The sequence below is a fragment of the Acidimicrobium ferrooxidans DSM 10331 genome, assembly GCF_000023265.1.
Lineage (GTDB): Bacteria > Actinomycetota > Acidimicrobiia > Acidimicrobiales > Acidimicrobiaceae > Acidimicrobium > Acidimicrobium ferrooxidans.
Genome location: NC_013124.1, coordinates 900,260 through 914,792, shown reverse-complemented (window position 1 = coordinate 914,792; position 14,533 = coordinate 900,260). Strand labels below are relative to the sequence as shown.

13 protein-coding genes are annotated in these 14,533 nt (G+C 69.0%); 1 reads left to right on the top strand and 12 read right to left on the bottom strand.

Features of this window, described 5'->3' with window-relative positions:
- Nucleotides 1-180: 180 nt before the first annotated feature.
- Complete coding sequence (locus tag AFER_RS04595; protein ID WP_015798325.1) at nt 181-1,359, top strand: acyltransferase family protein; 1,179 nt, start codon at nt 181-183, stop codon at nt 1,357-1,359.
- Here AFER_RS04595 and AFER_RS04590 read toward each other — a convergent pair.
- The 12 genes from AFER_RS04590 to AFER_RS04535 all read right to left on the bottom strand — a co-directional run bounded on the left by AFER_RS04590 (nt 1,281) and on the right by AFER_RS04535 (nt 14,532).
- Nucleotides 1,281-3,353, bottom strand: coding sequence for an ABC transporter ATP-binding protein (locus AFER_RS04590; protein ID WP_015798324.1), 2,073 nt, complete (start codon nt 3,351-3,353; stop codon nt 1,281-1,283). The genes AFER_RS04595 and AFER_RS04590 overlap by 79 nt on opposite strands.
- A 12-nt stretch (nt 3,354-3,365) precedes the next feature.
- Nucleotides 3,366-4,829: an NAD(P)/FAD-dependent oxidoreductase gene (locus AFER_RS04585; RefSeq protein WP_015798323.1), complete on the bottom strand. Its 1,464-nt coding sequence runs from the start codon at nt 4,827-4,829 to the stop codon at nt 3,366-3,368.
- A complete protein-coding gene (locus AFER_RS04580; protein WP_015798322.1) occupies nt 4,826-5,707 on the bottom strand; it encodes an ABC transporter permease in 882 nt (293 codons plus the stop codon). The genes AFER_RS04585 and AFER_RS04580 overlap by 4 nt, the downstream gene beginning before the upstream one ends.
- On the bottom strand, nt 5,704-6,645 hold the full coding sequence (locus AFER_RS04575) for an ABC transporter permease (RefSeq protein ID WP_015798321.1): 942 nt from the start codon (nt 6,643-6,645) through the stop codon (nt 5,704-5,706). Before AFER_RS04575 ends, AFER_RS04580 begins: the two co-directional genes overlap by 4 nt.
- Nucleotides 6,646-6,648: 3 nt before the next feature.
- Complete coding sequence (locus AFER_RS04570) at nt 6,649-8,481, bottom strand: ABC transporter substrate-binding protein (RefSeq protein ID WP_015798320.1); 1,833 nt, start codon at nt 8,479-8,481, stop codon at nt 6,649-6,651.
- A gap of 32 nt (nt 8,482-8,513) precedes the next feature.
- A complete protein-coding gene (locus tag AFER_RS04565; protein ID WP_015798319.1) occupies nt 8,514-9,395 on the bottom strand; it encodes an ABC transporter permease in 882 nt (293 codons plus the stop codon).
- 180 nt (nt 9,396-9,575) lie between these two features.
- A complete protein-coding gene (locus tag AFER_RS10920) occupies nt 9,576-9,896 on the bottom strand; it encodes an HPr family phosphocarrier protein (protein ID WP_015798318.1) in 321 nt (106 codons plus the stop codon).
- Nucleotides 9,893-10,504, bottom strand: coding sequence for a glycerol-3-phosphate responsive antiterminator (locus AFER_RS12315; RefSeq protein WP_015798317.1), 612 nt, complete (start codon nt 10,502-10,504; stop codon nt 9,893-9,895). The genes AFER_RS10920 and AFER_RS12315 overlap by 4 nt, the downstream gene beginning before the upstream one ends.
- The gene (locus tag AFER_RS04550) at nt 10,501-11,661 is read right to left on the bottom strand and encodes a heterodisulfide reductase-related iron-sulfur binding cluster (RefSeq protein ID WP_015798316.1); all 1,161 of its coding nucleotides are present in this window, start codon (nt 11,659-11,661) and stop codon (nt 10,501-10,503) included. The genes AFER_RS12315 and AFER_RS04550 overlap by 4 nt, the downstream gene beginning before the upstream one ends.
- Entirely contained in the window at nt 11,655-12,686 is a 1,032-nt protein-coding gene (locus tag AFER_RS12310; protein WP_015798315.1) for a hypothetical protein, read from the bottom strand. The genes AFER_RS04550 and AFER_RS12310 overlap by 7 nt, the downstream gene beginning before the upstream one ends.
- Complete coding sequence (locus AFER_RS04540) at nt 12,683-14,143, bottom strand: FAD-dependent oxidoreductase (RefSeq protein WP_015798314.1); 1,461 nt, start codon at nt 14,141-14,143, stop codon at nt 12,683-12,685. The genes AFER_RS12310 and AFER_RS04540 overlap by 4 nt, the downstream gene beginning before the upstream one ends.
- The gene (locus AFER_RS04535) at nt 14,140-14,532 is read right to left on the bottom strand and encodes a PTS-dependent dihydroxyacetone kinase phosphotransferase subunit DhaM (RefSeq protein WP_041661688.1); all 393 of its coding nucleotides are present in this window, start codon (nt 14,530-14,532) and stop codon (nt 14,140-14,142) included. Before AFER_RS04535 ends, AFER_RS04540 begins: the two co-directional genes overlap by 4 nt.
- Between the last annotated feature and the right edge of the window lies 1 nt (nt 14,533).

Here is a 14,533-nt window from a genome sequence, read left to right as displayed (position 1 = left end):
GAACCGTCGTACGTCAGCGCTCAGACGTCTCCGAGTAGCTACTACGACCCAACCCAGACCTGAACGACCGAGCCCTCTACGCTGTTCGGAACCGCCCGACCCACGTCATCGAACGTCATGACACGCGACCACTCGCGGTCTTGAGCCACTACGTGGCGCACGAGGGCCAAAGGAGGTCTGTTGGTACAGCTACGCCCACTCACCAGTCTCCGGTTCGTCGCAGCACTCGCCGTCTTCTGTTGGCACGTAGGTTGGCTGCGCACCTACCAGACCGGCTACGTCGGTGTCTCGTTCTTCTTCGTGCTCTCGGGCTTCATCCTGACCTACGCGTACCAGGGCCGCTTCACGCGTCTTCGGCGAAACCCGGTGCTTGGCTTCTACCGCTCTCGGCTCGCACGCATCTATCCGGTCTACGTCCTCGCCTTCGCTTGGTCGCTGTTCTTGACGCCACCCTCGATGTACGGTGGCATCGGCTCCTGGCTCGGGCTCGCACTCGCCAACCTCCTCCTCGTCCAGAGCTTCATCCCATCGCTCGCCGCGGCGTTCTCGTTCGACGGCGTCGCATGGAGCTTGAGCGACGAAGCAACCTTCTACCTCATCTTCCCCGTCGTCGCCCGCCTCGTCGAGTGGGCTCGGCCACGACTCACGACAAGCTGGCTCCTCTTCGGCGCGGCGACGGCCTGGCTCGCCCTCGTCGGCGTGCTGGTTCCGCTTCACACCGGTTGGCAGAGCTGGGTCATCTACGTGTTTCCGATCACCCGACTCTCGGACTTTCTGGCCGGCGTTGTTGCGGCCATTGCCTTCGCCGAACACCCCGAGAGCGGCGGGTCGCGCTGGCGATGGTCACTCCTCGAGGGCGCTGCCCTCGCAGGGGCCGTGGGCGTCGTCGTCGCGGGACCCTTCGCTCCGCAGTCGCTCCGCTTCAGCGCGCTCTATCTTCCCGTCTGGGGAGCCGTCGTGTGGGTCTTTGCACACCAGGCAGGTTGCATCTCACGCCTCATCGCCCATTCGGCAGCGGTCGCGCTCGGCTCGGCGAGCTTCGCCTTCTACATGGTCCATCGACTGGTCATGCGCAGCCTCGCCACCGTGTCGCTGTATCACTACGGCGGACCGTGGTGGCAAGACCTCCTCGTCCTCACCGCGGCACTCGCGATCGCGCTCATCGTCTGGCGCCGCTACGAGGAACCGCTCCGACGCCGCCTCCGCACAGCCACGAGACCGCCTGGCCGGCGTCGGCGTACTCTTGTGGCCCTCGTTGGCCGCGGCGCACGTCGAAACGCCTACGCTCGCAGCGCGCTCGCCATCTGTCCGACGTCCTCGAGCGACCACGGCTCGGCGAGGACGTCGTCGACGCGATGACAGGCGACCACCCTGCCATCGTCGAGCGTGCGAGCCTCGGGCGCCTCGACCTCGCAACGGGCCACCCGAAATGGGCAGCGCTGGTGAAACGCACAGCCCGTCGGTGGGCGCAACGCCGACGGGAGCTCGCCTTCGATCACCGCTCCGAGACGACGCTTTGCCGACTCACGTTCTGGATCCGGAAGCGGCACCGAACGGAGCAGTCCGCGCGTGTAGGGATGCGCTGGCGAGGCGATCACCGCGGCCGTCGGCCCGACCTCGACGAGACGGCCCAGGTACATCACGCCGATGCGATCGGCGAGGTAGCTCACCACCGACAGATCATGGCTGATCACGAGATAGCTGAGACCGCGCTCGCGCTGGGTCTCGCGCATGAGATTGAGGATCTGGGAGCGAATGGAGACGTCGAGCGCCGACACCGGCTCATCGGCCACGATCAGCTCGGGGTCGAGCGTCAGCGCCCGCGCGAGACCGATGCGCTGGCGCTGGCCGCCGGAGAACTCATGGGGGTAGCGCCACAGCGCCTCGCGCGCCAAGCCGACGCGCTCGAGCAGTCCCGCCAGCCGCTCCTCGCCACGATCGAGCCCCTGAACGCGCAAAGGTTCGGCGAGCGCGCTCGCGATGCGCATCCGCGGATCGAGCGATGCGAACGGATCTTGGAACATCAGCTGGATCCGCCGATGAAACGATCGCCGCTCGCTGCCGCGGAGGCGAACCACGTCGACGCCACCGATGCGCAGCTCACCACCCGTCGGGCGCTCGAGCCCGACGACCATACGTCCGAGGGTCGTCTTGCCGCAGCCCGATTCACCGACGAGGCCAACGGTTTCACCACGTCCGATGACGAGATCGACCCCCGCCACCGCGTGCACCGTCCCCAGATGGCGCCGCGTCACGTTGGAGTGGATCTCGAACTCCTTGCGAAGCCCGACCAGCTCGACCAACGGCTCCATAGCACGTGGCACCGCCGCAAGCGAGGTAGCGACCTCGAGCCTGGTCCGTCGAACGGGTCCGTCGACGGGGTGCCAGCAGGCCACTGCGTGGCCAGCGCTCACCGCGAGTGGTGGCATCTCTTGGCGGCAGCGCTCGTCGGCACGCGGACACCTGGGCGCGAACGCACAGCCCACCCCCGCTCCGCCGAGCGGCGGCGGTGTGCCCGGGATCGCCGGCAGCGGGACGCTCCGATCGATCCCGATCACGGGGATCGACGCGAGGAGGGCCTGGGTGTAGGGATGGCGCATGGCCGAGAACAGGGTGCGCGTCGGCGCAGCCTCGACGACCCGACCGGCGTACATCACGAGCACCCGGTCGGTACGACCCGCGATGACCCCGAGATCGTGGGTGACGAGCAACATGGCTGTACCCAGCCGGTCCTGCAGTTCGCCGAGGAGGCCGAGGATCTGGGCCTGAATGGTCACGTCCAAGGCGGTCGTGGGCTCGTCGGCGACGATGAGCTTCGGTCCACACGCGAGCGCGATGGCGATCATGATCCGCTGGCGCATCCCGCCGGAGAGTTGGTGCGGGTAGTCGTTCAAGCGCTCCTTCGGGCTCGGGATGCCCACGAGCTCGAGCAGCTCGAGCGCGCGCTGGCGCGCTGCGGCGGCTCCGAGACGCTGGTGGATGCGCAACGGTTCGGCCACCTGCCACCCGATGGTCTTCGACGGGTTCAGCGAGCTCAGCGGGTCCTGGAAGATCATGCCGATGGCCGCACCGCGGAGCTCGCGCAGGCGCCGCGGGCTCGCACCGATGAGTTCCTCGCCCTCGAGCCGTGCCGAGCCAGCGACGACGCGCATCTGGGGAGGCAAGAGTCCGAGCAGGCTGAGTGCCGAGATGGTCTTGCCCGAACCCGACTCCCCCACGATCCCGAGCGTCTCACCCCTGGCGACCTCATAGCTCACGCCATCGATCACCCGAACCGAGCCACCGTGACGCACGAGATCGGTCGTGAGCCCCTCGACCCGCACGATCACATCCTCTTGCACGAGCTCTTGCACGAGGTCCCCTTCCTAGGAATCGAACCCGACGCCGAAGCGGTCCAACGCACGGAGCCAGACGTTGCGCCGACCGCCGTGGTCGTCCGCCCAGGCGAGCGAGCGCCGTGTCAACTCGATCCCGATCCAGCGGAGCGGCTCCGGCGGAAACGGTACGGGGCCCTCACGGAAGAGTCGGAGCCGCTCCGCTGGGTGGGGCTCCCCGATCGCACGACCCACGAGTACCGATGCGTACAGCCGCGTCGCCCCGACACCAAGACCCGTGAACCCCACCGCATAGTGCACGCGCCCGCCAAAGGCCCGATGCACGGACGCGACGAACCGAGTCGACGTGTCGATCGCCCCACCCCAGGCGTGGCTGATCTCGACACCCTCGAGCCCCGGAAACGTCGCGTACAGGTGCGCGACGAGGCGTACGTGGGTCGGTGAGCGTCCCTCGTAGCGAGGGCGGGCCACCGAACCGTAGTGGTAGACCGCGTCGTAGCCTCCGAAGACGATCCGACCGTCCTCGCTCAGGTGGTAGTAGTGGAACTGATTGCCCGCATCCGAGATCCCTTGACGTCGCTCCCAACCGATCTCGGCACGCTCGCTCGCCGCGAGCGGTCGCGTCGCCACGACGTAGTCGTACACCGGGACGAACCGCCACCTCGCCGACGCCACGAGGGGAGCCGCCGCGTTGGTCGCGAGGATCACCCGACTCGCGCGCACGCTCGCACCCGAACCGGTCTCGACCACGACGAACGGGCCCTCGGAACTCAGCCCAACGACGCGCGTCCCCTCGCAGATGCGCACGCCCATCCCCGCCACTGCCGCCTCGAGACCCCACGCAAGACGTGCAGGATTGAGCATGAGTGCGCGGTTGCGCGTCCACAGGCCTCCGCGATAGCTCGGCGAGCGTACCTCGGCCGAGAGCGCCTCGCGCTCGAGGAGGACGACGTCGTGGCCGTAGCGTGGCGCCACCTCGGCGAGCTCGGCGAGCTCGTCGAGCTGCCAGTCCTCGAGCGCGACGTCGATCGTCCCCGAATCGACGAGGTCGCAGTTCGCGGCATACCGCTCGGCGGCCGCCCGAATGGCCGCAAGGTTCTCCTCGCCGAGGCGCTCGAGCTCGGAGAGTTCATCGGGCCACCTGGCAAGTCCGTTGGCGAGTCCATGGGTCAGGCTCGCTTCGCAGAAGCCCCCGTTGCGCCCCGACGCCGCAGCGGCGATGCGACCGCCCTCGACGAGGACGATCTCCCACTCTGGTCGCCGCTCGGCCGCCAGGAGCGCGCTCCACAGACCGAGCAGCCCACCACCGACGATCACGAGATCGGCCGTGACCTGCCCTTCGAGTGGTGGGGTCGCCGCCGGTCGAGCCGGATCGTCGAGCCAGAGCGGCATCGTCGATGCGTGCGCGAGTGCGCCTTCGGCAACGCGCAGGAGCTCGGGGCGCTCCCACGTCCTGCGCACCGAGGTCCCCCCACCGCTCGATCGAACGGTCACGAGAGCCTCCGCTCCACGACGTCGCGCAGGGCGTCGCCGAGCACGTTCACCGCGAGCACGGTGACGACGATGAGCACGGCCGCTGGCCACAGCTGCCACCAGTAGCCGTCGAAGAAGTTGTTCACGCCCGCCGAGAGCAACGCGCCCCAGTTCGTCGCGGGCGGGGGCACGCCGAGGCCGAGGTAGCCGAGCGCCGCAAAGGTGAGGATCGCATCGGCGACCTTCAAGGTCCCGTTCACGACGAGCACACCGAGCACGTTGGGCACGAGGTGGCGCACGAGGATCCACCAGGGGGGAGCTCCGAAACCACGGGCAGCGTCGACGTAGTCGAGGGTTCGGAGCCTGAGGGTCTCGGCTCGGACGAGCCTCGCCGTCGAGAGCCAGCTCACGCCGGCGATCACGAGGATGATGAGTCCGAGCGTCGGGCGCACGATCGAGGCGAGCAAGATGACGAAGAAGAGGAACGGGATCGAGAGCAGCGCATCGACGATGCGCATCAAGATCGCGTCCGTGACACCACCCACCAGACCGGCGACGGTGCCATAGAGCAGGCCGAAGCCTGTCGCGAGCACGCCAACGGCCACCCCGAGCTCGAGCGTCGACTGGCCTCCCACCATGAGACGTCCGAGGACGTCACGGCCGTTCGGTGTCGTGCCGAGCAGATACTGGCCGGAGGGTGCCTGGTTGGCGTGCAGCAGGTTGGCCGCGTCCGACACCGGGTGCACGATCGGACCGACGAAGCAGAACGCGACGATCGCCACCAGCACCACCAGTGCACCGACGGCGAGTCGATTGGCGAGGAACCGCGCCAGCGCACCGTCTCGGCGAACGGCTCGCGGGCCGACCTGGGCCTCGGGGCGACGGGTCAGGGTGGTCATCGGTAGCGCACTCTCGGATCGAGCAGGCCATAGGCGAGGTCAGCGAGGAGATTGCCAAGGATGGTCGCGATCGAGATCACGAGCACGATGCCGAGCAGCACCATGAAGTCGCGCGTCTGGGCCGCGTTCCAGAACAAGAGTCCAGCCCCGGGGAAGTTGAAGAGCGCTTCCACGATGAGCGATCCCGACACCGTATAGGGCAGCGTGAGCCCGATCATGGTCACGGTCGCCGTCAGCGAGTTACGCAGGACGTGGCGCAGGAGGACTCGACGCTCCGAGGCACCCTTCGAGCGTGCCGTCCGCACGTAATCTTCGAGCAGGTTGTCGATCACCGACGAGCGCATGTAGCGGGAGAAGTAGCTCACGTTCGCCAGCGTGAGCGTCAGCACCGGCAGTCCCAGGTCGCGCACATCGGTGCCGATGCTCGCGCCGAAGTTCGATGCCAGCGACGGCAACAGGCCGAGCCAGGAGTTGAGCACGATGATGAGCACGACCCCGAGCAGGAACGTCGGCATGGAGTAGAGCGTGAGCATGATGGCGCTGAGGGCGTGGTCGTCCGGGTGATTACGGCGGTAGCCCTGCCACAGACCGAGCGGGATCGCGATCGCGACCGCGAGCAACAACGACACCCCGACGAGCAGGATCGTCCTCGGGACATAGAGCGCGATCAACGTCGACACCGGTTCACCCAGTTTGAACGACTGGCCCAACTGCCCTTCGAGGACACCCTTCAGCCACAAGAGGTACTGGACCGGCAGCGGCTTGGTCAGGCCTTCTTGCACGGTGAGCGCACGGATCGCGACTTGGGAGACGTGCGCGCCCAACTGGGCGCGCACGAGCCCCCCTGGCAAGGCATGGAGCAGCCCGAACACGACGATCGACACCGCCACCATGGTGACGATCGCCTGGCCAAGCCGTCGGGCAACGAACCCAAGCATCGCCTAGAAGTACCACCTCGACGGCGTCGGATTCCCGAAGATCTGCTGTGGGTTCCAGCCGTGCAGCTTGTTCGAGACCACCGAGATCTGCCAGTCCCACGTCGGGAACCACAGGGCTGCGACCTGGCGCGAGATGTAGTTCTCGTAGGCGAACAAGGCGCTCAGCCCTGGTTGGGTGTGGGTCTCGTCGATCAGGGACTGGGCCGTCGGATCGCTGTAGCCGCCTCCCCAGTAGTTGCCCTTGCCGAACATCTGACCCCCCGTCGGGAGCACATCGCCTTGGCCGTAGTTCCACAGGAAGGTCCGGTACAAGATGATGCCCCAGTTGCACGGGCCGGCCGAGGGGCACACGCCGCCGATCGAGAACATGGTGCTCTGGGTCTGGGGATCGAGGGAGATGCCGACGCCCGCCTGCTTCGCAGCGGTCGCGAACGCCTCCACCTGGGCCGCGAGCGTCGGGGTGCCGCTCTGGTACATGAAGAGGAGGTTGAGGGCCTCGCCCTTCGAGATCCCCGCACCGCATTGGTTCGCCGCGGTCCCGGGGTTCGAACACACCATCACCCCTTGGGACCCGAGCGTCCAGCCGTGGGCGAGGAGGAGGCTCTTCGCGGCTGCGGTGCTGTAGGGGTCGGGGTCGGTCTGCTCCGTCGCCGTCACGTACGGTGAGCCGGGGATGTTCGGGACCGGTCCATAGGTGAACTGCCCGTAGCCGTGCAGGGCCTGACTCATGTACAGCGGCTCGTCGACCAGGTGCTGGAGCGCCTGGCGGATGTAGAGCTGCTTGACGAGTGGCCCGTACTTCGGGCTGGTGTAGCCGAGTTCGGCCCACTGGACGTAGTCGGTGACCCACGGTGCGATGGTGTACCCGCTCTTCGACAGGCTCGACTCCAGCTTGTAGTCGGAGATCGGCAAGTAGCCGTAGGTGAGCTGACCGGAGCGCAGCGCATTCACCTCGGCGGTCTGGCTCGGGAAGCTCTCGAGTGCATACCCAGCGAGCTTGGGCTTGTCCGGCCCGGTGAAGGCATCGTTGCGTGCGAAGACCGTGCGACCGGTGGTCGGGTCGTAGCTCTGGAGCTTCCAGGGGCCATCGACCACCTGCCACAGAGGGTTCGTCGCGTAGGTCGACAGATCGTTCGACTGCTTCGTGAGGAACTTGAAGACCGCCACGGCACCCGCCGTGGTCTCGTCGTAGTTGCCGACCTTGCCACCGGGAGAGGTACGGTCCCAGACCTGCTGGGGCAGCGGCACCACGTCGGTGAGCTCGTTGTCGGTGAACCACGTCGGGTTGACCGGATGCGTGAGCGTGAGCGTGAAGCTCGTTGGCGAGTCGACGGTGAAGGAGGCGACGTTGTCGGGGAAGTTCCCCGGCACGTACGTCGCGATGTTCGCCTTGTTGGCCCGATAGATGTTGAAGAAGAACTGGACGTCCCGGGCGGTCACCGGGGTCCCGTCCGACCACTTCCACGGCTTCAACGTCACCGTGACCTGCGTGTCGGTGGCGTTGTAGGTCGGCGGGTTGGCCATCGAGGTCGCCTCGTCGATGGTCGGGGAGGACCCGTTGCCAGCGACGTAGAGCGGTCGGTACATCCCGTACTCCGCGTTCTGGTCCCATGGCTCGTAGTTGGCCTGGTTCGGCAGTGGGAGAACCCACGAGAACGTGTCGCCCGAGTGCAGCGCAAACGAGGCGTAGTTCGCCGGCAGTCCGGTCGCCGCCGACGACGACGTCGACGCCCCCGACGAGCTCCCGCATGCGGCCGCCAGTATGCCTAGCGCCACCAGCGAACCGGTCCACGCCGCGCTCCGATGCCACCTCGTCCGACGCAGCTGCCTCATCATCGATCCCTCCACCATTTGCTCCTTCCACCCACTTACGAGAGCCTCCGCTCCACGACGTCGCGCAGGGCGTCGCCGAGCACGTTCACCGCGAGCACGGTGACGACGATGAGCACGGCCGCTGGCCACAGCTGCCACCAGTAGCCGTCGAAGAAGTTGTTCACGCCCGCCGAGAGCAACGCGCCCCAGTTCGTCGCGGGCGGGGGCACGCCGAGGCCGAGGTAGCCGAGCGCCGCAAAGGTGAGGATCGCATCGGCGACCTTCAAGGTCCCGTTCACGACGAGCACACCGAGCACGTTGGGCACGAGGTGGCGCACGAGGATCCACCAGGGGGGAGCTCCGAAACCACGGGCAGCGTCGACGTAGTCGAGGGTTCGGAGCCTGAGGGTCTCGGCTCGGACGAGCCTCGCCGTCGAGAGCCAGCTCACGCCGGCGATCACGAGGATGATGAGTCCGAGCGTCGGGCGCACGATCGAGGCGAGCAAGATGACGAAGAAGAGGAACGGGATCGAGAGCAGGGCATCGACGATGCGCATCAAGATCGCGTCCGTGACACCGCCCACGAGACCAGCGACGGTGCCGTAGAGCAGACCGAAGCCCGTCGCGAGCACGCCGACGGCCACCCCGAGCTCGAGTGTCGACTGGCCTCCCACCATGAGACGTCCGAGGACGTCACGGCCGTTCGGTGTCGTGCCGAGCAGGTACTGGCCGGAGGGAGGTTGGTTGGCGTGCAGCAGGTTGGCTGCGTCCGACACCGGGTGCACGATCGGGCCGACGAAGCAGAACGCGACGATCGCCACGAGCACCACCAGCGCGCCGACGGCGAGTCGATTGGCGAGGAAGCGCGCCAGCGCACCGTCTCGGCGAACGGCTCGTGGGCCAGGCTCGGCCTCGAGGCGACGGGTCAGGGTGGTCATCGGTAGCGCACCGTAGCTGCGCGCCCTCGAGACCGTTGCACCCTGGCCACCCCTCCTGATCCAGGCTCCCCGTTCCGACACGCTTTCCGCGTCGAAACGGCCCGTGTGGCGCTACTTTACTCGTCGCGTCCGGTCGGCGCAAGGGAATCCATGCACGAGGCGGGAATCGTTACACGGCCTTCATGATGACGACGACTGCCCCTGGTGTCCCTCGTCGTCACTCGGGCCCTCGACGACGGGCTGGGCCACCGCAGAGATCGTCGCCAGCGCCTCTGCGATCGCTCCCTCTGCCTCGACGGGACCCTCGATGACGATCACGTCGCCAGCCTCGATGCCGAGTCCCATGAGCGCCAGCACGCTCGTGGCGGGCACGGCACGCTCACCTGCTCGGATGACGACGCCCGCGATCGGCCCCAGCGCCGCGACCACCGCCGCGGCAGCGCGTGCATGGAGTCCCAGGGGGTCGATGACGATGAGCTGGCGCCGAACGACGTCACTCATCGGTGACCCCTCGAGCGCTGCACGTGGTTCTCGTGCGCCAGGGGAGCCGGCGCCTCCACTACCGCCCGATAGACCTCGAGCGACGACGTCGAGATCGCGAGCGCACCGCCTTCGATGGCCGCCCACGCATCCGCTGGAGTCGTGATCAGCCCACCAGGGATCACCGGGAGCCCCGTCGCTCGAGCCACCGGCGCGATGAGGTGCGGCAGCACACCCGGGAGGATCTCGACGAAGTCCGGCTTGGTGCGCTGTGCCTGTTGGATCCCCGAGCGTAACGAGCCCGAGTCCACCAGGAAGATCCGCAGGGAGGTGGCGAACCCGAGATCCCGTGCCGCCTGCACCACGCTCGGATGCGTCGAGATCACGCCCTGGGGTGCGCCGAAGCGCGAGAGCACCCCGAGGCCGTCGGCGTCGCGCCCGAGACCGCGCACCATGTCGATGTGGACGAACACGACCCAGCCCTCGAGCGAGAGGGTCATGGAGGCATCGATCACGCTCGCGGCCGGCCCTCCGAGCAGCATCACCCACCCAGGCGCGAGCCCAGCGGTCGTAGCCTGGGCGAGCTCAGGATCGCGGATGGCGAGAATCGCACGTGGGGTCTCCGTCACGGCCGCATCGCCTCCTCGATCCACACGAGTGGGTGTGTCGCGCGCACGCCCCAGAGGTCCCCCAGGTGCAACGCGCAGGTCGCAGAGTCGACCGCGACCCCGACGATCTCGGCCGGCGGTCCGACCCGCGACCCGATACGCCGCGCACGCTCGGCATGCTCGGCCTTGAACGCATAGCTCCCGGCCGCGCCACAGCAGCTGAGCTCGGTCTGGACGACCTCGTAGCCAACCGCTTCGAGCGCGGCGACGTCGGCGCCGCCTTCTCCGGCCACCGTCGCGCGACAGGTCGTGTGGAGAGCGAGCCGCTTCGGCCGATCGCCCCTTCGCCGCCGCTCCACGAGCCCAGCGAGGACACCAGTGTCGAGGAGCCAATCGACCGCGCTCACGCTCGGCACCGACGTCTGGATGCCGAAGACGTCGTGCCACTCGCCATGCATCGTCGCCTCGCAGGTTGCGTTCACGCTCAGGACCACATCGAGATCGCCGGCGTCGGCCTCGATGGCACGCGCTGCCTCGCGCGCGCGCCCCTCGGCCACGTGCGGAGCACCGCTCGCCCACGCTGCGGCGCCACAGCACACCGAGGTGTCCGCCGGCACCAGACGTGCAGTGATCCCCGCACGCCCGAGGAGCACGACGAGTGCATCGATCGTGGCACCGTCGAAGGCCCGACTGAAGCAGTCGACGAAGACTCCGACCGTGCCGACGCGAGAGGTCCCGCCGTCACTCGACGCGGCCCGGGGTCGGTGCGGACGCGGCCACCGTGTCGTCGACGACAGGCCGGCGACCGGCGCGAGCTGCCTCGGCACCCGGGTCAGCCACGGAAAGCGCGCGAGCACATCGGGCCGGACCACGACCGCATCTCGCATCCTCGAGCGCGGGTCGTGGTCGAGGTGCGACTTGTGCTCCGCGATGAGGTGCGCGATGGGGACACCCACCGGACACACCGACTCGCACAGCTGGCAGAACGTACAGCGCGCGGCCGTGTCGTCCGTCACCCGCTCGCCAGCTACGAAGCGCCGATGCCAGTCCGGCCCGAGCACCTTCGGCCCGCTAAAGGCCGGGTCCACCTCGAGCACGGGACAGACGAGCTGACACAGACCGCACTTGATGCAAGCATCGGCGTTGTCGAGTCTGAGCGCCGTTGCCGTGCTCACCATGACCGAAGCACCTCGACCGCCTCCGTGACGCTCTGGGCAACCTGGGCGAACCCGGAGCCTTCGTGCGCACGGAGCGCGCCCACCGCGACGACCCGAGCCTCCTCGTCGACGACGACCTCGCGATAACCGAGCAGCCCCACGTCTTCTCCCATCATCCATGCCGCAGGGTCGCCGATCGCGACGCCGCGCGCGCTATCTGTGAGCGAGCCATCCGGACCGATTGCGATGCCGCCACCCGCAACGCCCCCAGTGGCGAGCACGACCGCGTCGGCGTCGACGTGCGCACCGTCCGCGAGCCGTACGCCTCCCCGACCGACCTCGACGACCCTGGCGCGCCGAAAGGTCGCGCCCCGAGCCGCAAGTGCGGTGCGCACCCGACGATCGAGCCGCCAACCAGCCAGGGCAGGCGTGACGAGCGGTACCTCGCCGACCCGGCGCTCGAGCATCTCCTCGAGCACCGCCAGCGCCCGGGTCGCATCCTCGATACCGAGCAGTCCCGGTACCGCGACGACGCTCACGGCGCCGTCGACCCGGGGCGCGAGGGCGCGCCCGAGCGCTCGCGCCCCCTCCAGGTGCCCGAGGAAGCGAGCGAGTTCGAACGGCACCCGCCGGCCCCACGGCGCGAGGTCGAAGCCGACGGCTGCCGATCCGGTCTGGCTCTGCCAGGTCGCCACCGCGACGGCAGCCCGCGTCTCGGTCATCTCGGCGAAGCCGCAGAAGCCGACGACGTCCTCGGGTCCCACTCTCGCGAGTTCCGGCGGAGCCCAGGCGAACCGATGCGCGACCCCGAGCGGGCCGATGAGTCGGTCGCGCTCGTCGACGCTCGACAGTCGTGCGTCGGCCCGATTCAAGCTCGCGACGGCCCGCTCGACGGCGCCATCGTCCCGTGGGGCCGCGAGCCAACCCGGCCACAAGCCAAGAGAACCCTCGCCGGCCGCGACGACGATCGGCGACGCACCCTCGTCCAGCAGCAGCGACGCCGCGAGGAGCCCGCTCGGCCCTGCCCCGACGACCACGACGCTCACGAGCCCCACCCCCACCAGCGACGCTGCTCGGACGCGAGGGCCCGAAGGCGTGCCTGTGCGCCATAGGCCACCGCATCGACCCCCCGCGCGCGCTCGGCACGCAGCGCATCGAGCGCCTCGCTCTCGAGGGCGCCGCCCGTGAGTTCAGCTGCGCGAGCCGCCAACCGATGGGCGCAGAACGTCCCCTGACACGGCCCCATCGTCGCCCAATGCTCGACGCGCCAACGATCCAGCGAACCCTCGCCGACGAGCTCGTCACGACCGACGCCCTCACAGGTGCACAACGTCTCCGACGACGTCGGCGCGCGTCCCCGAACTCGCGCCGGCACCACCACGAGCGACCGCGTCGCCGACGGTGCCGTGACCTCGAGGTAGGAGGCGACGGCGTCGCCGGTCTGCTCCCCCATGAGCCGATACGTCGTCCACTTGCCACCGATGATCGCGAACAGGCCGGCGATACCGTCTCTCGCGCCGTGGTCGACGATGGTGTGACTGCGCGACAGACCTCGCGGCCCGCCCGCACCCGGATCGGCGACCAGGGGGCGCACGCCGGTGAAGGCCCGCATCGGTCGCCAGGTGCGCACCTCCGGCACGAAGCGCGCACCGAGCTCCACGAGCCGAGCCACCTCCTGCCGGCTCGGCGGTAGCGCCTCGCCGTCTTCGTGGGGGACGTCGGTGGTACCGAGGATGACAGTCTCGCCATGGGGTACGAAGATGTCGCCGTCGGATGGGCGCTCGAGATGGTTCACCACGAGCGGGAGTCGGCGATCGGCAAAGATCAACATCGTGCCGAACGACGGCGCGACCGGCACCTCGGCGCCCAGCCGACGCCCGACGACACCCGAGAGTGGACCCGCCGCGTTCACCACGGCGTCGGCACCGACGACGACCTCTCGATCGCCTTGGCGCACGACCACACCGGCCGCCCTGGCACCGTCGCGCACGAGGCCGATCACCTCCGACCCCTCGAGCACGTCGCCACCGAAACGTCGCAGCGTTCGCACGAGGCCGCGCAGGAGCTCGAACCCCTCGAGCACACCGTCGGGTACCCAGAACACCCGCCGAGCTCGCGCCGCCGCCGCCGGCACCTGCGCCCTGGCGACGTCGAGCGGGACCTCGCGGACCTCGATCCCGGCGGACGCCGTCCCACGCAGCCACGCCTGCTCGAAGGCGTCATCGTCGCTCGTGCGTACGAACCATCCCCCGGTGGCCTCGAGGGCACCGGGGGCGATCTGGCGCAGCACCGCGAGCTCGCGGGCGCACTCGGCAGCGGCCAGCGGGTCGGTGACGGCGTAGCGACCGCCGGAGTGTGCAAGACCGTGGAACCGCCCCGACGTCCCTGCCCCCACCGCGTGACGCTCGACGACGACGGCCTCGATGCCACGGGTGGCCAAATCCACGCCGACGCCGAGCCCGGTGGCCCCGGCCCCGATCACGACGACCCGGCGGCGCGTCATCGCCCGCCCTCGAGCGCACCACAGGCCGCCTCGGCCGCGGCGACGGCCTCGGCGAGGCCTCCGCCCACCGTGAGCGCCATCGCGGCTGCGATGAAGCCCTCGAGCATCGGGACGCCGCGCAGGACGCGGACGCGTGGGCCTGCCCCGATCAGCTCGACCGCCGCTTCTGCCGCCAGGACCGAGGACCCGAGGTCGGCGACCACGACCACCTCACCGCCCCCTTCGAGCAGGCCCTCGAGCGCATCTGCCACCAGCTCGACACTCACGCCAAGCTCGGGGGGCTCACCTCCTCGCCACTCGAGCCGAACCCCCTTGGCCATGGCGCCGACGAGCTCGCACGCCCCCTGCGCCAATCGCCGCGAGTGCGACACCACCAGCACGCCCACCACC

Coding starts and splice junctions, on each gene's coding strand:
- AFER_RS04570 (WP_015798320.1), bottom strand. CDS start 8,481: ATGATGAGGCAGCTGCGTCGGACGAGGTGGCATCGGAGCGCGGCGTGG.
- AFER_RS04565 (WP_015798319.1), bottom strand. CDS start 9,395: ATGACCACCCTGACCCGTCGCCTCGAGGCCGAGCCTGGCCCACGAGCC.
- AFER_RS04550 (WP_015798316.1), bottom strand. CDS start 11,661: ATGGTGAGCACGGCAACGGCGCTCAGACTCGACAACGCCGATGCTTGC.
- AFER_RS04540 (WP_015798314.1), bottom strand. CDS start 14,143: ATGACGCGCCGCCGGGTCGTCGTGATCGGGGCCGGGGCCACCGGGCTC.
- AFER_RS04575 (WP_015798321.1), bottom strand. CDS start 6,645: ATGCTTGGGTTCGTTGCCCGACGGCTTGGCCAGGCGATCGTCACCATG.
- AFER_RS04580 (WP_015798322.1), bottom strand. CDS start 5,707: ATGACCACCCTGACCCGTCGCCCCGAGGCCCAGGTCGGCCCGCGAGCC.
- AFER_RS10920 (WP_015798318.1), bottom strand. CDS start 9,896: ATGAGTGACGTCGTTCGGCGCCAGCTCATCGTCATCGACCCCCTGGGA.